The following is a 20,422-nucleotide window of genomic DNA, read 5'->3' on the forward strand; positions in this document are numbered from 1 at the left end:
TCAGTCACCTGCCTGGATGAGACCGCCCCGGCGCCGCATCAGGAACGCGGTGAACGCCATCGACAGGACGAAGAGGACGAGGGCGACGACGCACGCGGATCCGTAGTCGAAGCGCTGGAAGCCGAGGTTGTAGACGAGCTGCGGGAGGGTGAGCGTGGACTTGTCCGGGTAGCCGGGCTCGAACTGGGTGCCCGCGCCCTGGATCACGCCCGAGGCGACCTTCCCCGCGATCAGCGGCTGCGTGTAGTACTGCATCGTCTGGATCACGCCGGTGACCACGGCGAACATCACGATCGGTGAGATGTTGGGCAGGGTGACGTAGCGGAACCGCTGCCACGCCGACGCGCCGTCCAGCTCGGCCGCCTCGTACTGCTCCGTCGGTACGTCGAGCAGCGCGGCCATGAAGATGACCATCAGGTCGCCGATGCCCCACAGGGCCAGCAGGGTCAGGGCGGGCTTGGACCACGTGGGGTCGTTGAACCAGCCCGGCGCCGGGACGCCCACCTTCTCCAGGATCGAGTTGACCGGGCCCGTACCGGGGTTGAGGAGGAAGGCGAAGGCCATCGTCGCCGCCACCGGCGGGGCGAGGTAGGGCAGGTAGAAGAGGGTGCGGAAGACGCCCGCGCCCGTCCTGATCTTGGTGATGAGCAGGCCCACACCCAGTCCGAAGACGACCCGGAGGGTCACCATGACCAGCACCAGCCACAGGGTGTTGCGCAGGGCGGGCCAGAAGAGCGGGTAGTGCTCGAAGACGTACGTCCAGTTCTTCGTGCCGCTCCACGTCGGCGGCTTGAAGCCGTCGTAGTGCATGAACGAGAAGTAGACCGTCGAGATCAGCGGGTACGCGAAGAAGACCGCGAAGCCGATCAGCCAGGGCGACATGAAGGCGGCCGTACGAAGCGCCGCGCGACGGCGCTTCGACGCCAGCGTGATGCTGCTCATCGTCACTTCGCCTGCGCGATGTCCGTGTCGATCTGCGCGGCCGTCTTCTTCAGGCCGGCCCTCAGATCGGTGACCTTGCCGCTCTCGTAGTCGTAGCCGAACTGCTGGATCGTCACCAGGTACACACCGCCGTTGATGGAGGCGGGAGTCGTGGTGGAGTCCGGGTTCGCGGCGATGTCCAGGAAGGTCTTGAACCGGGGGTCGTACTTCAGCTTCGGGGACTTCAGGGCGGCGAGTGTGGAGGGCACGTTGTGGATGTCGTTGGCGAAGCCGACCACCGCGTCCGTGTCCGTCGTCATGTACTTCACCAGTTCCCAGGCCGCGTTCTGCTTGTGGCTGGTGGCGGCGATGCCTGCGATGGTGCCGGTGATGTAGCCCTTGCCGTACTGGTCGGCCTGGTCGTCCGGCACGGGCAGTGGGGCGACGCCGATCTCGAAGTCCGGCTTGGTCTCCTCGGCCATGCCCAGGCGCCACTCACCGTCCAGCTGCATGGCGACCTGACCGGTGTGGAAGGGGTGCTTGCGGCCCCACTCGTCGCCCAGCGTCGCCCGGAACTTCTCCAGCTTCTGGAATCCGCCGAGTTCGTCGACGAGTTTCTTCTGGAGGGTGAAGCCCTTTTCGAACGCCGGGTCCTCGGCGACGTCGGACTTGCCGTTCTTGTCGAAGTACGTCGGCGAGAACTGCCCGAAGTAGTGCTCGGTCGTGGACTCCCAGCCGTGGTAGTCCGGCATGAAACCCAGCTGCTTGTAGCTGTCGCCCTGCGGGATCGTCAGCTTCTTGGCGTCGGCCTCGAATGCGGACCAGGTCTTCGGCGGGGCGGTGATGCCCGCCTTCTCGAACGCCGTCTTGTTGTAGTAGAGGCCGTACGCGTCGCCCAGCAGCGGCACCGCGCAGCGGTTGCCGTCGAACTGGGTGTACTCGTTCATCGTCTTCGGGAAGGTCGTCTCCGGATCGATCTTCGCCTTCCTGAAGAACGGGTTCAGGTCCACCAGCGCGCCCGAGGAGCAGAACTTGCCCACGTTGTTGGTGGTGAAGGAGGAGATCACGTCCGGGGCCTTGTCGCCGCCCGAGCGCAGCGCCTGGTTCATCTTGTCGTCGGTCATGTTGCCGACGATGTTCACGTGGATGTTGGGGTGGGCCTTCTCGAAGCCGGCGACCAGGGACTTGACCGCCTTCACCTCGTTCGGCGCGCTCCACGCGTGCCAGAAGTTGATCGTCGTGTCCTTGGAGGCGTCGTCAGTGGCGCCGGAGCTGGACTGGCCGGTACAGGCGGTGGTGAGCAGGGCCAGCGACACGGTCAGGGCAAAAGCCGTCTTTCGGGCGACTGAGGATATGGCTGAGGGTACGACTTCGGGCATGGCGAGGTCTCCCAGGGGCGAGGTGGGTGAGGAAGGGGGACTGCGGGGGGCTCAGCGCGAGGTGTCGAAGACCTCGTCGCGGGTGGTCGCGAGCGCAGATTCCAACGCGCCGCGCAGCACGGGGTGTTCACGGACGTCGCCGACGACGAGCCGGGGGCGGGCCGCCGCCAGCTCCTCCAGTTCGGCCTGGACGAGGGCGCGCAGCACCTCGCCGCCGGCCGTCAGGGCGGAGCCGCTGAGGACGACGAGTTCGGGGTCGAGGACGGAGACGAGCGAGGCGAGACCGGTGGCCAGCCGGGTCGCGTAGGTCGCCAGCAGCTCCCGGTGGGGTCCGCCCGCGTGGTCGGCGGCGCGGGCCAGGAGGTCGGCGGCGGCCTCGGTGTACGGCCCCGACGGCACGTCCTCGATACCGAGTTCGCGGGCCAGCTTCGGTACGGCCTGGGAGCCGGCCAGTTCCTGGTAGCCGCCGCTGTTGGCCTTGGTCACCTGGCGTACGAGGGGGGTGCCGGGCACGGGCAGGAAGCCGACCTCGCCGGCGCCGCCGGTCCAGCCGCGGTGCAGCCGGCCGCCGAGGACCAGGGCGGCGCCCATGCCCTCCTGGTTCCACAGCAGCACGAAGTCCGCGTGGCCGCGGGCCGCGCCGAGCCGCTGTTCGGCGATGGCGACGAGGTTGACGTCGTTCTCGTACTCGACCGGCATCGGGAGCGCCGCCGCGAGGTCGTCGAGCAGCGCGGGGGAGTGCCAGCCGGGCAGGTGGGAGGCGTAGCGCAGGCGGCCGGTGCCCGGGTCGAAGGCGCCGGGGGTGCCGATGACCAGCCGGTGGACGTCGTCACGGGCCAGCCCGGCGGCCTTCAAGGCGCCGTCGAGAGCGTCGGTGACCTGCTGGACGACGGGGTGGGCCGGACGGCGGCCGGGGGTGGGCAGTTCGTACTCGCCGACCGTGCGGCCGGTGATGTCGGCGACGGCGGCGCGGATGCGGTGGGGGGTGACGTCGAGCCCGGCGGCGTACGCGGCCGTGGGGTTGACCGCGTACAGCTGGGCGTTGGGGCCCGGCCGGCCCTCGCTGGTGCCGGTGACCCGGACCAGATCGGCCGCCTCCAGCCGGGCCAGCAGCTGGGAGGCGGTCGGCTTGGACAGGCCGGTGAGCTTGCCGATGCGGGTGCGGGACAGCGGCCCGTGTTCCAGCAGGAGGTCCAGGGCGGCGCGGTCGTTCATGGCGCGCAGGACGCGCGGGGTGCCCGGCGTACCGGCGGTTCCTGCCATGGGGGTCGACACCTGCCTTTCCAACTGCCCAGCTTCCCAGTGACCCGGGCCGGACGTCCAGCCTTGATCACTGGACGGTGGAGATCACTGTTAGGAAACTTTCCTATTGGGTGGGAGGAACGTAAGCCCAGGACGAAGAGGGCGTCAATAGACAACGCCCCCGAGGCAACAGAGTCGTTACCTCGGGGGCGTGGGAGACGGCGTGGTGCGACCGGTCAGTGCCGGGTGACCTTGACGTGGTCGGCGGCGGCCTGCGCGGTGCCCGTGGTGGCCGTACCGGCGAAGACGAAGCGGCAGGAGCCGCTCTTGGTCGCCTTCGTGGTGGTGGACAGTGCGCCCCCGGCGCCGGAGGTGATCGTCTTCACGGCCTTGTACGCGCCGGCCCCGTCCGCCCGGAACTGGAGCACGACCTTCTGCCCCTGGTAACCGGAGTACCTGAGGTTCTCCCGGTCGGCCCGGGTCAGCTTGCCCTTGACGGTGAGCGTCCGGCCCGCGACCGCCGGCTCCGGGGTGGCGTCGACCGTCAGCCTGGCCGCGCGCTGCATCATGACCGAGGTGAGGTTGCCCCACATGGTCACGTCGTTGTCGCTGTGCAGGTAGTCGTCCGAGACGCTGCCGTCACTGTGGGGAGGTTCGGCGCTCATCGCTCGTCCTCCTTGTCGCACTGGTGCCGGGCTGAGCCCGCGCCGGGTGCCCCGGCAGAACGATGGGGCACCCGGCGCGCGCTCGGCGCCGGATGCCCCACCTGCCCACTCGAACGAGCGTGCTGAACCGTTCCGCTCCTGGGCGCCCTACTTCGGCGCCGACCGCTGCTGCGGTGTGATCGGCGAGGCCGCCGCCGACTGCGGCGAGTCCGCGTTGGAGTACACCGAGGGTGCTGCCACCGCAGCAGCCGGGTCGGCGGCCGGGGTTGCCTCCGGGCTCGCCGCGGCCGTCTCCCCGCCCACGATGCGGATGTTCGCCGCGTCGAACGCCCGCTTGACGCGCCAGCGCAGCTCGCGTTCCACGGTCACCGACTTGCCGGGCATGGTCCTGGCCGAGATGCGGACCACCATGGAGTCGATCAGCACGCTGTCCAGGCCGAGCACCTCGATCGGCCCCCACAGCAGCTCGTTCCAGGGTTCTTCCTTGCTCATCTGATCGGCGACCTCGTCCAGCGTGGCCTTGACCCGGTCCAGGTCCTCGCTCGCCCGCACGGTCACGTCGACCCCGGCGGTCGCCCAGCCCTGGGAGAGGTTGCCGATCCGCTTGACCTCGCCGTTGCGGACGTACCAGATCTCGCCGTTGTCCCCGCGCAGCTTGGTCACGCGCAACCCGACCTCGATCACCTCGCCGGAGGCCACGCCCGCGTCGATCGTGTCGCCGACGCCGTACTGGTCCTCCAGGATCATGAACACGCCGGAGAGGAAGTCCGTGACCAGGTTCCGGGCGCCGAAACCGATCGCCACACCGGCCACACCGGCCGAAGCCAGCAGCGGTGCCAGATTGATCTTGAAGGTGGACAGCACCATCAGCGCGGCCGTGCCGAGGATCAGGAAGCTCGCCACCGAGCGCAGTACCGAGCCGATCGCCTGCGAACGCTGCCTGCGCCGCTCGGCGTTGATCAGCAGTCCGCTCAGCGCGGTGCCGTCCACCGACTCCACGGTCCTGTTCATCCGGTCTATCAGCTTGGTGATCGCCCGCCGCACCGCCGCTCTGAGGACGAACGCCACGACCAGGATCAGCAGGATCTGCAGGCCCATCGCGAGCCAGGTCGACCAGTTCTGTTCCACCCAGCTCGCCGCGTTCGTCGCGCTCTGCTGGGCATCCTGAAGGCTCGGCACGACCGGGGCCGTCGACCCCGAGGGGGACGGGGACGGCGTCGCTCCGGCGGCCGACAGGACGACGGGCAAGGACACGGCAGGTACCTCCATGGTGCTGCGCGGTCCGCTCCGGTGGGCGGTCAAGGTCACGAAAAGGTCACCGGACGGACTGACCCACCACACTAACGGGGCATTGTGTGTGCCCCGCGCCGATCCGCAAAGGAGAGGTGCAGGAGAGACCGGCATCACCCGGGCTTGAACAGGCCGTGATCCGGGGGATGAATCGGGTGTGGTCGAAAACACTCCCAGCCCGTTACCGGGACATGGTGGCGCTTCCACCAGGCATGAGGGGAGACTGACTGCAGATCGTCCCGGCGCGAGCCACGCGCCGCCGACGCCCAAGGAGGCCCCCGTGCCGCATGTCCTGGTCCTCAACGCGTCGTACGAGCCGCTCGGCGTCGTACCGCTTCGCCGCGCGCTCGTCCTCGTCCTGGAGAACAAGGCAGTCTCCCTGGAGGAATCCGGCGCCTATATGCACAGCGCAACCGTCACAGTCCCCGCACCCAGCGTGGTCCGGCTCAAGCGATTCGTCCGGGTTCCCTATCGGGGGCCCGTTCCTCTGACCCGCAGGGCGCTGTTCGCCCGCGACGGGGGCCGGTGCATGTACTGCGGTGGCGTCGCAACCAGCGTCGACCACGTGATCCCACGCAGCCGCGGAGGCAAGCACGCCTGGGACAACGTGGTGGCCTCCTGCCGCCGCTGCAACCACGTGAAGGCCGACAAACACCTCGTCGAGATCGGCTGGCGGCTGCGCCACAAACCGGCCCCGCCCACCGGTCTGGCCTGGCGCATCATCGGGACCGGCCATAGGGACCCGCGCTGGCTGCCGTACTTGCAGCCGTTCGGCGCGGACGACGCCATGGCCCGGATCGACGGCATCTCCGCCTGACGATCCGGGCCTTTGTGTGCCCGGGGTCGTACCGGGGCACGCGTGCGGTCCGGCCCCGGGGACCCCCGTGCCCCGGGGCCGGACGTCTCCTGCGGGGATCACGCGTAGCGCAGCTCCGCCGGGTGCACCGAGCGGCGCAGCAGGGGCAGCGAGGTGGCCGCCGCCAGCAGGCAGCACGCGTACACCCCCACCGGGACCAGCAGCGCGGCGTACGGCACGGTCTGGGTGACGTACTCCTGGGCGAGCGAGGCGTACCAGATGCCGATCGCCATGCCGCCCGCGCCGGCCAGCACGACCGCGGGAGCCAGCGGCAGTGCCGTCTCCAGGAGCAGCGCCCGGCCGAGCACCGCCCGCGGCACTCCGGCAGCCACTTGTGCGGCCAGTCCGCGGCGGCGGTTCGCCAGTGACTCGGCGGTGCCGACCGCGAGGCCGGAGAGGGTGATCACCAAGGCGACGAGGATCGCGGCGCCGGTGAGGTTGACGCCGGTGGTGTAGAAGGACAGGGGCATGCCGAGGTGGTCCTCGCGGCTCATGCCGTGCAGGTCGGCGAGGAACGCCTGGCGGACGCCGACGAAGCCCGTACCGACGATCGTGACCAGCAGGACGGCCGCGTGCGTGCGGGCCGCGGCCCACGGGTCGTCACGCAGCCGTTCCAGCGCGATCAGTGTCGCCGCGGACCGGGCGCGCCCCGCCAGCACCCGCCCGAGCAGCTTGGCCGTGCCCCCGGCCAGCCACACCGTTCCCGACCCGACGGCGACGACCAGTCCGAACACGGTCAGCGGCAGCTGCCCGCGGTCGGTGCCGGAGGTGTTCGTGAGAGCCCAGAGCGCCAGGAGCAGGACGACCAGCACCCCGCCGACGAACAGCAGCCCCGGTCCCCGCCCGCTGCCGGGCCGCACCCGGCGCACCCACCCGAGCGGCGAGGCCACGACGCGGCGCAGCGCCAGCGCGCCGGCGGCCGCGCCCAGCACCGGCACCCCGAGGGCGACCATCACGAGGCCGGCCCAGGCCACGGCTGTCGGGCTGTCCCACAGCCCCAGCAGGACCGGCACCGCGACGGCGGTGGCGAGGAGCGAGCCCAGCAGACAGGCCAGCCCCGTCTCCAGCGCGGCGATCCGGCGCACCTGGGCCGGGCCGGCGCCGGCCAGCCGCAGCCCGGCCAGCCGCCGGTCGCGGTGCACGGCGCCGATCCGGGCGCACTGTCCGAGAAAGCCCAGCACCGGCACCAGGAGAAGCAGCAGGCTGACGATCACCCCCGAGCGCTCGCCGGGGTTGTCCAGCAGGCCGCTGCCGAGGGGCACCCGGTGATACCCCCGGACCGACGCCAGCGCGACGGCCGTGAGGGCGAACCCCGTCGCCGCCGCCGCCCCGGCCGCGGTCAGTCCCACCCGCCACCACTCCTGCCGGTCGGAGCCGCGGGTGAGCTGCCAGGCGAGCCGCACATCGGCGGTCAGACCGCCGCTCGCACGGGCCGTCATGCCGCCACCTCCGCCGGCGCCACCGTGCCGTCGGCCAGCCGCACCTCGCGGTCCGCGTACGCCGCCACCCGGGCGTCGTGCGTGATCAGCAGCACCGCCGTGCCCGATTCGCGGGCCGTGTGCACCAGTGCCGTCATCACCTGCTCGGTCGCCAGGGAGTCCAGCGCCCCCGTCGGCTCGTCCGCGAAGACCACCTTCGGGCCTGTCACCAGCGCCCGGGCCAGTGCGACCCGTTGGGCCTGGCCGCCGCTCATCTCGCCGGGCCGCAGCTCCTCCTGTCCGCGCACCCCGAACCGCTCCAGCCACTCGGAGGCCGGCCCCCGCGCCCCGGCGCGGTCGGCTCCTGCCAGCATCAGCGGCAGCGCCACGTTGTCCACGGCCGTCAGCTCGGGGATCAGCTGCCCGAACTGGAACATCACCCCGAAGTCGGTACGGCGCAACTCGCTCAGCCGCTTCTCCGGCAGCTGGTCGAGCCGCTGCCCCTCGTAGACCACCGCGCCCTCGTCCGGTCGTACGATCCCCGCCAGGCAGTGCAGCAGCGTCGACTTGCCGCTTCCGCTGGCTCCGGTCACGGCGAGGATCTCGCCCGCGCGCAGCTCGACGCAGGCGCCGCGCAGCGCGTCCGTCCTGCCGTGCGCCTTCACGAGGTCCCGGCCCTCCAGAAGCGGCACCGAGGAGTCCCCCCTGTTGCTCATGCTGTGTCGACCTCCGCGGTCAGAGTGGTGAGCCGGGCCGCCGTGGTGTTCATCCAGCGGAGGTCGGCGTCGAGATGGTCGAGGGCGTAGTCCGCCGAGAGCACAGTCGTCAGATCGGCGCCCGGGGCCGTCTTCACGGCCGTGAGTTCCCGCATCCGATTCATGTGTGCGGCGCGCTGGGCCCGGAGGTAGGCCTCCGGATCGCCCCCGGACAGGAGCGACACGACGACCTTCGCGAAGATCTCGTTCGCCACGAAGGGCGCGGGCGGGGCGATCTGCGCCGCCCACTGCGCCAGTTCGCCGGAGCCGGCGGCCGTCGTCCGGTACAGCGTCCGCTCCGGTCCGCCGTCCGCGTCGGTGCCGTCCACCTCCGCGAGGCCGTCGCGCACCAGGCGCTGCAAGGTGGTGTAGACCTGCCCGTAGGCCAGCGGGCGGGCCTGCGGGAAGCGTGCGTCGTGACGTCGCTTGAGGTCGTAGCCGTGGCTCGGCCCTGCCGCGAGCAGTCCCAGGAGGATGTGGCGGGTGCTCATGCGGATCATTATGCACTGACTACATGTACTGAGTGAATAGTGATCTGGGAAGGGACCGGGAGAGAACTGGCAGCCGGTCCTCCGGCGCAGTTCCCCCGCGTCACGTCTGCGATCGCCTCCACGGGGTAGGCCTGCCTCTACCACCGCAAGCCGCAGCATTCGACCCATGACGAGGAGGCCCCCGTGGCCGCACCGGCTCAGCTCCCGATCCCGGCCCAGTGGAAACCCGCGGCGGAGTCGTCCGCCGAGACCCCCGGGACGCAGGCGTGCGTCTTCAGCGCGGAGAGCGCGTGCGCCGAGGCCCCGCTGACCAGCGAACCGCCGCTGCCCGACGCCGAGCCCCTGACCAGCGAGCCGCCGCTCGCCGACGCCGCCCCGCTGACCAGCGAGTCCGACCCGGTTCCGGACTCCTTCGGCGCGGGACTGTAGATGACCACGGCGCTCGAGGACGAGGAGCTGTCCCGGCTCGCCGGGCTGCACGGTGTCGCCACCTCCTACAGCCCCTCACCGGACCGTACGGTCGCGGTCTCCGCCTCCGCCGTGGTCGCCGCCCTGGCCGCCCTCGGCGTCGACGCGGGCACCCCGGACGCCGTCCGCACCGCACTGGCCGCACGGGAGCGCGAGCTGCGCGAACGGCTGCTCCCGCCGACAGTCGTCCGCTGGGCCGGCGCCGGCGGACCGCCCGACGCCGTCGCCGCGCTGCCGCCCGGCACCCGTCTGCGCGTCGAGACCGAGGAGGGGGAGGAACGGGACGGGACCGAGGGTCTGCCCGCGGGTGTGCACCGGGTGAGCGCCACCGCCCCCGACGGCCGCACCGGGCACGCCCATCTCATCGTCGCCCCGGACCGGCTGCCCGCCCTCGCCACCCGCTCCTACGGCCTGCTCGTCCAGCTGTACTCGCTGCTTTCCCGGCGCTCCTGGGGCATGGGCGACCTCGGCGACCTCGCCGAGCTGGCCGACTGGGCCGGGCGCACCGCCGGGGCCGGGTTCGTACAGGTCAACCCGCTGCACGCGGCCGTACCCGGGGCGCCGACCGACCCGTCCCCGTACCGGCCGTCCTCGCGCCGCTTCCCCGACCCGGTGCACCTGCGGATCGAGGAGATCCCCGAGTTCGCCCACATCGAGCACCCCGAAGACCGCGCCCGGGTCCGCGCCCTGCTCGAGCGCGCCGAGCGGCTGCGCACCGACGTCCTCGACAAGGGCGCCCACATCGACCGGGACGCGGTGTGGGAGCTGAAGCGGGAGGCCCTGGAGCTGGTCGTCCGGGTCCCGCTCGGGCCCGGCCGGCAGGCCGCGTACGACGCCTTCCGCGCCGAGGAGGGGCAGGCCCTGGAGGACCACGCCACCTGGTGCGCCCTCGCCGAGAGGCACGGCTCCGACTGGCAGCTGTGGCCCGAGGAACTGCGCGACCCGCGCTCCGCCGAGACCGCCCGCGCCCGCGCCGAGCTGGCCGGCCGCGTCGACTTCCACGCCCGCCTCGCCTGGCTCACCGACGGCCGGCTGCGCGCCGTCCAGCGCACCGCCCGGGAGGCCGGCATGCCGGTCGGGATCGTGCACGACCTCGCCGTCGGCGTGCATCCCGGGGGCGCGGACGCCTGGGCCCAGCAGGACCACTTCGCCGTCGGCATGTCGGTCGGCGCCCCGCCCGACGCCTTCAACGCCCGCGGCCAGGACTGGGGGCTGCCGCCCTGGCGCCCCGACCGCCTCGCCGCCTCCGGCCACGCCCCCTACCGCCACCTCCTGCGCGCCCTCTTCCGCTACGCCGGCGCCCTGCGCATCGACCACGTGATGGGCCTGTTCCGGCTGTGGTGGGTGCCCCGCGGCAGCCCGCCCACCGAGGGCACCTACGTCCGCTACGACGCCGACGCCATGCTCGCCCTGCTCGCCCTGGAGGCGTCCCGGGCCGGGACGGTGGTGATCGGCGAGGACCTGGGCACCGTCGAGCCGGGGGTGCGCGAGACGCTGCAGCGGCACGGGGTGCTCGGCACCTCCGTGCTCTGGTTCGAGCGGGACTGGGAGGGCGACGGCCGCCCGCTGCCGCCGGAGCGCTGGCGTGCGGACTGCCTGGCCACCGCCACCACCCACGACCTGCCGCCCACCGCGGCCCGCCTCACCGGCGAACACGTCGACCTGCGCGACCGTCTCGGCCTGCTCGCCCGCCCGGCGTCCGAGGAACATGCGGAGGCGACCGCGGACACGGCGGAGTGGCTCGCCCTGCTGGGCAGCCTCGGCCTGCTCGACCGCCCGGCGGCCGGGCCCCCGGGATCCGACGAGGAGGCGGAGATCCAGGGCGTGTACCGCTTCCTGCTGCGCACCCCGGCCCACCTGATCGGCGTCTGGCTACCGGACGGTGTCGGCGACCGCCGCCCGCAGAACCTGCCGGGCACCTGGGACCAGTACCCGAACTGGCGCCTGCCGATCGCGGACGCGGGGGGCAGGCCGGTGACGCTGGAGGAACTGACGGCCGCACCGCGGCTCAGGGACCTGCTGGACGTCCTGCGGGAGCGCCTCGGCCCGCCCGGAGCCTGAGTACGGCACCCCGGGCGCGCGCCCCTTCCGACCGTTCGCTAACTTGGGGAGCGTGGACAAGAAGAACGCCCTGCGCGCCGGCGCCCTGGCTGCCGGTACGACGCTGATGATGCTGCTCATGTCGTCCCCCGCGCTCGCGGTCGCCCGCGACGACGGTGACGACCCCGGCCCGGGTCTGAGTGTCATCCAGACGCTGGGCCTCTACGTGGTCCTTCCGCTGGTGCTGTTCGTGGTCATCGCGGGGCTGGTGATGATCCTGGACAAGTCCAAGATCCGCGTGCACAAGCCCAGCGCCGCGAAGGCCAGGGCGAAGGCCTGAGCGCGCACCTGATCTCTGCCGAGGGCGCCGTTCTGCCGCACATGTGCGGTGGGGACGGCGCCCTCGGTGTTTCTCCGGCCGGTGCCCTCGGTGAGTTCCCGGGCGGCGCGGCTCAGGGGCTGGGCGCCGTCAGGTAGCGCTGCACGGTGGGCGCGAGCCACGCCACGATCTCCTCGGGGCGCAGCGCCACCGCCGGCGGCAGCCGCAGTACGTAGCGCGTGAGCGCCAGCCCGAGCAGCTGCGTGGCGATGAGCGCGGCCCGCGTGGGCACCTGCTCGGGGTCGGGGCACACCCGCGCGGCCACCGGCAGCAACTGCTCCCGGAAGATGCCCTGCATACGCTCGGCCCCGGCCTGGTTGGTCGCACCGACCCGGAGTACGGCCGTCAGCTCCTCGTTCTCCTCCCATACGCCGAGGAAGTGGGTCACCAGCGCCCGGCCGACCTCGTCCCGCGGGACCGGCCCCAGGTCGGGCAGGTGCAGGTCGAGTGCGACGGCCGCGGCGAAGAGCCCCTCCTTGCTGCCGAAGTACCGCATCACCATCGACGGGTCGATGCGCGCGTCCTTGGCGATGGCGCGGATGGTGGCCCGCTCGTAGCCGTCGGAGGCGAAGCGGTCGCGGGCCGAGGCGAGGATCGCGGCTCGGGTGGAGTCGGAGCGACGGGCCGCCGGGGCGGTGGCGGAATCTGTGCTTCTGCTGGGGCTGCCGGTCATGCCAACGAGCGTAGGCCACCGTGCGCCGTAGGCCAACATCTGTTGGCCAACAAGCGTTGACACTCCTCTCCGTGCCGCCCTACGCTTGCCAACAAGCGTTGACCAACAGATGTTGGCCCACAAGCGTTGGTTTCCAGGAGGCCCTCATGAACGGCACCACGCCCCGCGTCCTCGTCGTCGGCTCCGGCCCCACCGGCCTCCTCCTCGCCGGCGATCTCGCCGCCGCCGGCGTCCCGGTCACCGTCCTCGAAAAGCGCCCGCACAAGACCAGCAACCTCTCCCGCGCCTTCGTCCTGCACGCCCGCACCCTCGAACAGCTCGATGCCCGGGGTCTCGCCGACGACCTGGAGGCCGTCGGTCAACCCCTGGACCGGCTCCGCCTCTTCGGCCGCCTCACCATCGACCTCGACACCCTCCCCTCCCGCTTCAACCACCTCCTCGTCCTCCCGCAGTACGAGGTGGAGAAGGTGCTGGAGCGGCGGGCGGTCGAGGCGGGCGTCGACTTCCGTCACGAGACCGAGCTGACCGGCCTCACCCAGGACGCGGACGGCGTGACCGTGGAGGTCCGGGGTCCCGAGGGCCGGACGGAGACCCTGCGGGCCGCGTACGTCGTCGGCGCCGACGGCATGCGCAGCGCCGTGCGGGAGGCGATCGGGCTGCCGTTCCCGGGCAGGTCGGTGATCCGGTCCGTCGTCCTCGCCGACGTCCGGCTCGCCGAGAAGCCTCCGGCCCTGCTCACCGTCAACGCCGTCGGTGACGCCTTCGCCTTCCTCGCGCCCTTCGGTGACGGCTACCACCGGGTCATCGGCTGGCACCGCGGCCGCAACGTCCCCGACAGTGAGCCCCTCGACCTGGCCGAGGTCAAGGAGATCACCCGGCTCGCGCTCGGCCGGGACTTCGGGATGCACGACGCCCGCTGGATGTCCCGCTTCCACAGCGACGAGCGCCAGGCGCCCGCCTACCGGGCCGGCCGCGTCTTCCTCGCCGGGGACGCCGCGCATGTGCACACCCCGGCCGGCGGCCAGGGCATGAACACCGGGCTGCAGGACGCGGCCAACCTGAGCTGGAAGCTCGCCGCGGTCGTTGCCGGCCACGCGGACCCGGAGCTGCTCGACAGCTACCAGGCCGAGCGCCACCCGGTCGGCAAGGCGGTGCTGAGGAGCAGCGGCGGCATCGTGCGCCTCGCCATGGCCAAGCACCCCTGGACGCTGGCCGCCCGCGCCGCACTCACCGCGTTCCTCGACGCCGTCGGCCCCGCCCGCCGCAAGGTCGCGGGCCAGATCACCGGTATCGGCTACCGCTACCCCGCGCCCCGGGGCGCCCACCGGCTCACCGGCACCCGCGTCCCCGACGTCGCCCTGGCCGGCGGCGGCCGCCTCTACGAGGCCCTGCGCGGCGGCCGGTTCGTCCTGATCACCCCGGAGCCGTACGAGGGCGGGCGGGCCGGCCGGCTGACCGTCGCGGGGTGGGCGACCGGGCGTCGTACGACCGTGCTGGTGCGCCCCGACGGCTATGTGGCCTGGGCCGCGGACTCCACGGACCCGGCCCGCACCGAGGCGGCGCTGGCCGCGTACGTCGGCGACGAGACGTCCCTGGCGGGCAGGCCCTAGTCCCCCGCCCTCCGGGTTCCCGCGAGCAACTCTCTCAGCAGGCCGGCCAGTTGGCCGGCCTGTTCGTCGTCGAGGGACGACAGGGCCTCCGTCTGGACGGCGAGGCCCGCGCCGACCGCCTGGTCGATGATGTCCAACCCCTTGTCGGTCAGCGTCACCTGGAGGCCGCGGCGGTCGTGGGGGTCGGGGGAGCGGCGCAGCAGGCCGGCCCGTTCCAGCTTGTCGAGGCGGCCGGTCATGCCGCCGGTGGTGAGCATCAGCGTCGCCGAGAGCTGGCGCGGGGAGAGGGTGTACGGCTCGCCGGCGCGGCGCAGGGTGGCCAGTACGTCGAACTCGCCGCGCGAGATGCCGTAGGGCTCGTACGCCTTCTCCGTGCGGTCGCCCAGGGCGCGGGAGAGGCGATAGATCCGCCCGAAGACCTCCATCGCCTTCGTGTCGAGGTCGGGCCGTACGGCCGCCCACTGCTCGATGATCGCGTCGACGGGATCCCCATGCTGCTGCCGGCCTGCACTCATGCGCCGAGTATGAACCTCCGGACGGTCACCCGCAAGAAAGTAGCTTGACGGAAAGTAGCTTGATGGTAAGCTACTTTCCATCAAGTCATTTTGGAGGGGGCAGCAGGATGAAGAGGCGGAGCGGGCAGAGCGAGCGCGTCCCGGGGGAGTGGGCCCTGCCCGCGGCCGCCGCGGTCAACGGCGTCGGCACCGGCATGTACGTCCCGTTCACGCTGGTGTTCTTCCACTACGTCACCGGGCTGTCCTTCACGGTCGTGGGCGCCGTGCTCACGGCCACCGGACTCGTCGGCATCGCCGCGCTGCCGCTCGCCGGGGCGGCGGTGGACCGGTACGGCGCGAAGCGCGTGCAGTACACGCTGTACGGCGTCCGGGTCGTCGGCTTCGTCCTCTACCCCTTCGCCGAGTCCCTCGCCGCCTTCGCGGCCGTGGCCCTGGTCACCGCGGCCGCCGACCGCGCCTTCCCCGCCGCACAGCAGTCCCTGATCGGTGAGGTGGCGCGCGGGTCCGGGCGGGACCGGCTGCAGGCGTCGACGCGTGCGCTGCAGAACGCCGGCAACGGCGCGGGCGCGCTGCTGGCCACGCTGGTCATCGCCCTCGCGGGCAGCGCCGGTTACACGTACGCGGCCTGGGGCAACGCCCTCTCCTTCGCGCTGGCCGCGCTGCTGCTGCGCCCGCTGAAGCCGGTGCGTGCGGCGGCCGGAGCCCGGGTTCCGCGGCGCACGGGCGCCGGTTACCGGATCGTCCTCGCCGACCGGCCCTTCCTGGTCGTCACCGGCGCCAACTTCCTGAACGCGCTGAGCTATTCGGCCCTCTCGGTCCTCTTCCCGCTGTTCGTCGTGGAGTGGCTGCACGGGCCCGCGGTGCTCACGGGTGCCGCGTTCACCGTCAACACCGTGCTGTGCGCGGCGGCCGGCGTCCTCGTCGGCGCGCGGGTCCGGCGGGCCGGCGCCCGGCGCACCCGGGCGGCTGCGCTGGGCGGGGCCCTGTTCGCGACCGCGTTCGCCGCACAGATCGTGCTCGGCACCCTGCGCCCCGCCTCGGGCACGGTCCTGGGCGTCGCCCTGGTCGCCGTGGTCGTCGTCTACACCCTCGGCGAGCTGGTCCACAGCCCCGCGGCCGAGGTGCTCGCCGTGTCGGCGGCGCCGGAGGCGGTGCGCGGCCGGTACCTGGCGGCCTACCAGATGTCCTGGTCGCTGGCGAAGGCGGTGGCGCCGTCCCTGTTCACGACCCTGCTCGCGCTGGACGGCCGGGCGCCGTGGGCCGTCCTCGTCCTCACCTCGGCGGTGGCCGCCGCCCTGCTGATCCGGGTGGAGCGCCGGCTGCCGGCGGAGGCGGTACGGCCCCTGCCGGTGACCGTGACCCGCGCCGCCGCCGCACCCTCGCCCACCCGGCACGCCGTGAGCACCCCCATCTCTGCCGAAACCTCTCCCGAAACCGAAGGGACCCGGCCGTGAAGCGCTCTGTGACCGTCCTGCTCACCGCCCTCGCCCCCGTCTCCTGGGGCACGACCTACGCCGTCACCACCGAGTTCCTCCCGGCCGACCGCCCCCTGTTCACCGGCCTGATGCGGGCCCTGCCCGCCGGGCTGGTCCTGGTGGCGCTGGCCCGGGTGCTGCCGCGGGGTGTCTGGTGGGCGAAGGCGTTCGCGCTGGGTGCGCTGAACATCGGCGCCTTCTTCCCGTTGCTGTTCGTGTCGGCGTACCGGCTGCCGGGCGGCATGGCCGCCGTCGTCGGCTCGGTCGGGCCGCTGTTCGTCGTGGGCCTCTCGGCGCTGCTGCTCGGGCAGCGGCCGGCCGCGCGCACGCTGCTCACCGGGCTCGTGGCCGCGTTCGGCGTGAGTCTGGTCGTCCTCAAGGGGGCCGGCGCCCTCGACACGGTCGGGGTGCTCGCGGCCGTCGCCTCCACCGCCTCGATGGCCGCCGGGACGGTGCTGACGAAGAAGTGGGGCCGTCCGGACGGCGTCGGACCGCTGGCGCTCACCGGCTGGCAGCTCACCGCGGGCGGCCTGCTCATCGCGCCGGTGGCCTTCCTGGTCGAGGGCGCCCCGCCCGCGCTCGACGGCCGTGCGGCCGGCGGCTACCTCTACCTCGCGCTGGCGAACACGGCGGTCTCGTACTGGCTCTGGTTCCGCGGTATCGGCCGGCTCGGCGCCACCCGGGCCGGCTTCCTCGGCCCGCTCTCCCCGCTGACCGCCGCCGTGGTCGGCTGGGCGGCGCTCGGGCAGGCGCTCACTCCCGTGCAGGTGGCGGGCATGGCGCTGGCGTTCGGGGCGACGGTGGCCGGGCAGGTGGGTACCGGAGGCCGTGCCGGAAGCCGTACCGGAGGCCGTGTCGGAAGCCGTGCCGGAGGCCGTGCCGGAAGGCGCTCATTGTTCAGTTCTGCTGAAAAGACTGCTCGAAAAGATTCGATGGACCTGACAGGTTCGGTGCTGCGACGGTAGGTGCACACCCCACCACCGCCCAGCGAAAGGACCCTCGTGGCAGCCGTCCTGCACCGGACCACCGCTCCCACCACCGCCTCCACCGCCCGCCCCCGGAAGGCCGCCGCCCCGCTGCTCGGCCTCGCCCTGGCCGCCCTCGCCACGGTCGTCTGGTCCGGCAGCTTCGTCACCTCCCGCGCACTGCACGACAGCGTCCCGCCGATCCAGCACGCCTTCTGGCGCTGGGTGATCGCGCTGGCGGCCGTCGCCCCCTTCGGCGCCCGCCGGGCCTGGCGGCAACGGGCCCTGATCCGACGTCACTTCCGCTACGTCCTCCTGGCCTCCCTCCTCGGCGTCGCCGTCTACAACACCCTCGTCAACCAGGCGGGCCTGACCACCCCGGCCGCCACCATGGGCATGATCATGGCTGCCTCACCGGTGCTGATGGCGGCGTTCGAGCGGCTGGACGGAGTACGGCTCGGAGCGCGGCGGACCACCGGACTGCTCACGGCCTGCACGGGCGTGCTGCTCCTCATGGGCGGCGGGGCCGGCTTCGGCGCCGGAGACCTGTGGATGGTCGCCGCGTCCTGCTGCTTCGCCGGCTACAGCGCCCAGCTCCGCCACCGCCCCGCCGAAGTGGACGGCACCGCCTTCCTGTTCACCACGTTCCTCGTCGGCACGGTCCTCCTGCTGCCCGTGCAGGCGGCGAGCCTCGCCGTCCAGGGCGGCTTCACCCCGACGCCCGGCACGGTCCTGCCCCTGCTGTACGTCGGCGTGGCCTCCTCCGCGGTCGCCTTCTTCGCCTGGGGCAAGGCCATCGCCCTGATCGGCGCCGCCCGCGCGGGCATCGTCTACTACCTCCAGCCGCTGTGCGTGGCCGCCCTCTCGTGGGCGCTGCTCGGCGAGACCGTCGGCGGGCCCCAACTCCTGTGCATGGCGCTGATCCTCGGCGGGGTCATGCTGGGCGCGGGATCCCGCCGGTGACGGCCGGGTCCGCCATGCCGAGCAGCACCATCGCGTCGTGGTCGGGGCTGCCCGGCTCGGCCTGGTACACGATCAGCCGGTGCCCGTCGGTGCGGGCGACCTCGTACGCCTCATAGGTGAGCGTCATGGTGCCGGTGGACGGATGAGCGAAGCACTTGCGGCCGTTGGTGCGGCTGCGCACCTCGTACCGCTGCCACAGCGTCGCGAACTCCTCGCTCTTCACCACGAGTTCCCCCACGATCCCGGTGACGTCCGTCGCGTCCGGACGGCGGCCGGCCGCGGCGCGCAGATGGGCGACGGTGGCCGCGGCGACCTCCTCCCAGTTGCCGTACAGGCGGCGCGCGGCCGGGTGCAGGAAGGTGTAGCGGGCGGTGTTGCGGCGCTGTTCGGGCCACTCCTCGATGCCGGGGAGCAGGCGCAGGCCACGCGGGTTGGCGGCGAGCAGGTCGTTGGAACGGCTGAGGACGTACGCGGGGCAGGGGTCGACGATGTCGAGCATGCGCAGCACGTCGGGGCGCAGGGCGCGGGAAGGCGCCCGGGCCGGTGCCGGCGCATCCGGCGCCTGGGCCAGTTCGAACAGATGCCGGCGCTCGTCCTCGTCCAGCCGGAGCACCCGGGCCACCGCCTCCAGCACGGCCGGGCCGGGCCGGTGCTGCTTGCCCTGCTCAAGGCGCCGGTAGTACTCGATGCTCACTCCCGCGAGCAGCGCCACCTCCTCCCGGCGCAGGCCCGCCGTGCGGCGGCGGCCGGTGGTGGCGGGCAGCCCGGCGTCCTCGGGCGTGACCCCGGCCCGCCGCGTCCGCAGGAACTCTCCCAGCCCCGCTGTCCTGTCGATGTTCACGCAACGAGTATGACGAGGGGCCCCGGCTCGGGTGAGGGCCCTGTGAGGGCCCCTCTTGGGCGGGTGTCCCTGAGACGCGGCCTGTCCGCGCAGACTTGGGGGACAGAGATCGAAAGGAGCCGAAGATGGCGAACGTGGCCGTAGTGGGACTGGGCATCATGGGCCAGGGCATGGCGGAGAACCTGCTCAGGCACGGGCACACGGTGACCGTCTGGAACCGTAGCTCGCAGCGGTCGGCCGAACTCGCGGGCGCAGGCGCGCTGGTGGCGGACACACCCGCCGCCGCAGCCACCCACGCCGACGTCGTCTTCGAGGTGACGGCCGACGACGCCTCTTCCCGGGCGGTGTGGCAGGGCCCGGACGGCATCCTCGCCGGGGCCCGCGAGAACGCCGTACTCATCGCCTCGGCCACCCTCTCGGTGGCCTGGGTCGAGGAGCTGGCCGGACTGTGCGCACACCAGGACGCCCGTTTCTACGACATGCCGCTGACCGGAGGAGCCGCGGGCGCCCGCACCGGGAACCTGGTCCTGCTGGCGGGCGGCGACGAGACCGGTCTGCCTGACCTCCAGCCCGTCTTCGCCGCGATCGCACGCGATGTCCGGCACTTCGGCCCGGCCGGCTCGGGCACTCGCTTCAAGCTGATCCTCAACGCCCTTCAGGCCGTCCACCTGGCCGGATTCGGCGAAGCGCTGCGCCTGGCGCAGGCGGCCGGACTCGACCCGCACCAGGTCGGCGAGGCCCTCCTGGACCGTCCCGGCGGAGTGGTCACCCAACTGGCCTGGGACAACTACCTCACCCCGCCCGCCCCCATCAACTTCTCCGCGGAATGGGCCCACAAGGACCTCACGTATGCGGCGCGCATGGCCGACGAGGCGGGCCAGAACCGACACCCGCTCCTCGACGGCGTCCTCTCCCTCTTCTCCACCGCGCTGACGGAGGGACGCGGCAAGGAGGACTGGAGCACGGTGAACCCGACCGCTGGGGAGACGGGGGAATAGGGGAAGAGAGGCACCGACGAAATGTCAGCCGACGTTGAAGCCCGCCGCCTTGGTGTCCAGGGTGGTGGTGCCGTCCGTGGCGGTGGCGAGGACGGCGACGTGCCAGGGACCGCGCGGCGACGACGCGGCCTCGGTGCCGGTCACCCCGGTCGTGTAGGCGCAGCGCACGGTGTCCTTGCCGGCGGGCTTGCAGGTGGCCCGCTCCGCCCCGGCCATGTCCTTGGCGGTCGGCGGCTTCTTGGCGAGGGACGAGTTCGCCGGCCAGGCCAGAACCCTCAGGTTCTTGACGCCGGAGGACGCCTTGACCTCGGTGGTGAAGGTGAACGAGCCGTCCCGGCCGCCCTCGGGGGCGGTGTAGTGGGCGGTGCTGTGCGCCAGCGCGGGCGGCTGGTCCCCGGCGTAGGCGAGGGCGAAGGCTCCGGCGCCTGCGAGGACGACGGCACCGGCGACAACGGACAGGGCGATACGTCGGGACATG

General features: G+C 72.6%; 21 protein-coding genes. 9 read left to right on the forward strand and 12 right to left on the reverse strand.

What is annotated here, in order from left to right; genetic code table 11:
- The 5 genes from ABZ471_RS24935 to ABZ471_RS24955 all read right to left on the reverse strand — a co-directional run bounded on the left by ABZ471_RS24935 (window position 1) and on the right by ABZ471_RS24955 (window position 5,461).
- The gene (locus ABZ471_RS24935) at window positions 1-942 is read right to left on the reverse strand and encodes a sugar ABC transporter permease (protein ID WP_359069091.1); all 942 of its coding nucleotides are present in this window, start codon (window positions 940-942) and stop codon (window positions 1-3) included.
- Window positions 943-944: 2 nt separating this feature from the next.
- Window positions 945-2,300, reverse strand: coding sequence for an ABC transporter substrate-binding protein (locus ABZ471_RS24940; RefSeq protein ID WP_359069093.1), 1,356 nt, complete (start codon window positions 2,298-2,300; stop codon window positions 945-947).
- 51 nt (window positions 2,301-2,351) lie between these two features.
- Window positions 2,352-3,563 carry an ROK family transcriptional regulator gene (locus tag ABZ471_RS24945; protein ID WP_359069094.1) on the reverse strand — a complete coding sequence of 404 codons (1,212 nt, stop codon included), beginning with the start codon at window positions 3,561-3,563 and terminating at the stop codon, window positions 2,352-2,354.
- A gap of 215 nt (window positions 3,564-3,778) precedes the next feature.
- On the reverse strand, window positions 3,779-4,207 hold the full coding sequence (locus ABZ471_RS24950; protein WP_359069095.1) for a hypothetical protein: 429 nt from the start codon (window positions 4,205-4,207) through the stop codon (window positions 3,779-3,781).
- A 147-nt stretch (window positions 4,208-4,354) separates the two neighbouring features.
- Window positions 4,355-5,461 carry a mechanosensitive ion channel family protein gene (locus ABZ471_RS24955; protein ID WP_359069097.1) on the reverse strand — a complete coding sequence of 369 codons (1,107 nt, stop codon included), beginning with the start codon at window positions 5,459-5,461 and terminating at the stop codon, window positions 4,355-4,357.
- Between the two features lie 316 nt (window positions 5,462-5,777).
- On the opposite strand from ABZ471_RS24955, the gene ABZ471_RS24960 reads away from it, so the two are divergent.
- Window positions 5,778-6,314, forward strand: a complete 537-nt coding sequence (locus ABZ471_RS24960; RefSeq protein WP_359069099.1) for an HNH endonuclease — start codon at window positions 5,778-5,780, stop codon at window positions 6,312-6,314.
- A gap of 98 nt (window positions 6,315-6,412) precedes the next feature.
- Here the strand turns inward: ABZ471_RS24960 and ABZ471_RS24965 are convergent, their stop codons facing one another.
- The 3 genes from ABZ471_RS24965 to ABZ471_RS24975 are packed head-to-tail and all read right to left on the reverse strand — an operon-like array spanning window position 6,413 to window position 9,017.
- Complete coding sequence (locus ABZ471_RS24965) at window positions 6,413-7,792, reverse strand: ABC transporter permease (protein ID WP_359069101.1); 1,380 nt, start codon at window positions 7,790-7,792, stop codon at window positions 6,413-6,415.
- Complete coding sequence (locus ABZ471_RS24970) at window positions 7,789-8,487, reverse strand: ABC transporter ATP-binding protein (RefSeq protein WP_359069102.1); 699 nt, start codon at window positions 8,485-8,487, stop codon at window positions 7,789-7,791. The genes ABZ471_RS24965 and ABZ471_RS24970 overlap by 4 nt, the downstream gene beginning before the upstream one ends.
- Window positions 8,484-9,017, reverse strand: coding sequence for a PadR family transcriptional regulator (locus tag ABZ471_RS24975; RefSeq protein WP_359069104.1), 534 nt, complete (start codon window positions 9,015-9,017; stop codon window positions 8,484-8,486). The genes ABZ471_RS24970 and ABZ471_RS24975 overlap by 4 nt, the downstream gene beginning before the upstream one ends.
- A gap of 183 nt (window positions 9,018-9,200) precedes the next feature.
- On the opposite strand from ABZ471_RS24975, the gene ABZ471_RS24980 reads away from it, so the two are divergent.
- From ABZ471_RS24980 to ABZ471_RS24990, 3 genes are read left to right on the forward strand one after another with little or no spacing between them, the layout of a single operon-like run.
- Complete coding sequence (locus tag ABZ471_RS24980) at window positions 9,201-9,446, forward strand: hypothetical protein (protein WP_359069106.1); 246 nt, start codon at window positions 9,201-9,203, stop codon at window positions 9,444-9,446.
- The gene (gene malQ / locus ABZ471_RS24985; RefSeq protein WP_359069107.1) at window positions 9,447-11,546 is read left to right on the forward strand and encodes a 4-alpha-glucanotransferase; all 2,100 of its coding nucleotides are present in this window, start codon (window positions 9,447-9,449) and stop codon (window positions 11,544-11,546) included.
- A gap of 52 nt (window positions 11,547-11,598) precedes the next feature.
- Complete coding sequence (locus ABZ471_RS24990) at window positions 11,599-11,865, forward strand: hypothetical protein (RefSeq protein WP_359069108.1); 267 nt, start codon at window positions 11,599-11,601, stop codon at window positions 11,863-11,865.
- 112 nt (window positions 11,866-11,977) lie between these two features.
- Here ABZ471_RS24990 and ABZ471_RS24995 read toward each other — a convergent pair whose 3' ends face one another.
- Window positions 11,978-12,577, reverse strand: coding sequence for a TetR family transcriptional regulator (locus ABZ471_RS24995; RefSeq protein WP_359069110.1), 600 nt, complete (start codon window positions 12,575-12,577; stop codon window positions 11,978-11,980).
- 146 nt (window positions 12,578-12,723) lie between these two features.
- Between ABZ471_RS24995 and ABZ471_RS25000 the strand changes: the two genes are divergently transcribed.
- Entirely contained in the window at window positions 12,724-14,187 is a 1,464-nt protein-coding gene (locus ABZ471_RS25000) for an FAD-dependent monooxygenase (protein ID WP_359069112.1), read from the forward strand.
- Here ABZ471_RS25000 and ABZ471_RS25005 read toward each other — a convergent pair.
- Window positions 14,184-14,702, reverse strand: coding sequence for a MarR family transcriptional regulator (locus tag ABZ471_RS25005; RefSeq protein ID WP_359069114.1), 519 nt, complete (start codon window positions 14,700-14,702; stop codon window positions 14,184-14,186). The two genes, ABZ471_RS25000 and ABZ471_RS25005, sit on opposite strands and share 4 nt — an antisense overlap.
- A gap of 107 nt (window positions 14,703-14,809) precedes the next feature.
- Here ABZ471_RS25005 and ABZ471_RS25010 point away from each other — a divergent pair, with 107 nt between their 5' ends.
- From ABZ471_RS25010 to ABZ471_RS25020, 3 genes are read left to right on the forward strand one after another with little or no spacing between them, the layout of a single operon-like run.
- On the forward strand, window positions 14,810-16,156 hold the full coding sequence (locus ABZ471_RS25010) for an MFS transporter (RefSeq protein ID WP_359069116.1): 1,347 nt from the start codon (window positions 14,810-14,812) through the stop codon (window positions 16,154-16,156).
- A complete protein-coding gene (locus ABZ471_RS25015) occupies window positions 16,153-17,142 on the forward strand; it encodes an EamA family transporter (RefSeq protein WP_359069117.1) in 990 nt (329 codons plus the stop codon). Before ABZ471_RS25010 ends, ABZ471_RS25015 begins: the two co-directional genes overlap by 4 nt.
- Window positions 17,143-17,178: 36 nt before the next feature.
- A complete protein-coding gene (locus ABZ471_RS25020) occupies window positions 17,179-18,105 on the forward strand; it encodes a DMT family transporter (protein WP_359069118.1) in 927 nt (308 codons plus the stop codon).
- Here ABZ471_RS25020 and ABZ471_RS25025 read toward each other — a convergent pair.
- Complete coding sequence (locus ABZ471_RS25025; protein WP_359069120.1) at window positions 18,077-18,946, reverse strand: helix-turn-helix transcriptional regulator; 870 nt, start codon at window positions 18,944-18,946, stop codon at window positions 18,077-18,079. The genes ABZ471_RS25020 and ABZ471_RS25025 overlap by 29 nt on opposite strands.
- A 125-nt stretch (window positions 18,947-19,071) precedes the next feature.
- On the opposite strand from ABZ471_RS25025, the gene ABZ471_RS25030 reads away from it, so the two are divergent.
- Entirely contained in the window at window positions 19,072-19,944 is an 873-nt protein-coding gene (locus ABZ471_RS25030) for an NAD(P)-dependent oxidoreductase (protein WP_359069121.1), read from the forward strand.
- A 24-nt stretch (window positions 19,945-19,968) separates the two neighbouring features.
- On the opposite strand, the gene ABZ471_RS25035 is transcribed toward ABZ471_RS25030, so the two are convergent.
- A complete protein-coding gene (locus ABZ471_RS25035) occupies window positions 19,969-20,421 on the reverse strand; it encodes a DUF5707 domain-containing protein (protein ID WP_359069122.1) in 453 nt (150 codons plus the stop codon).
- Window position 20,422: the final 1 nt, after the last annotated feature.

Origin of the sequence: Streptomyces sp. NPDC005728 (genome assembly GCF_040630895.1) — a bacterium.
Taxonomy (GTDB): Bacteria; Actinomycetota; Actinomycetes; order Streptomycetales; family Streptomycetaceae; genus Streptomyces.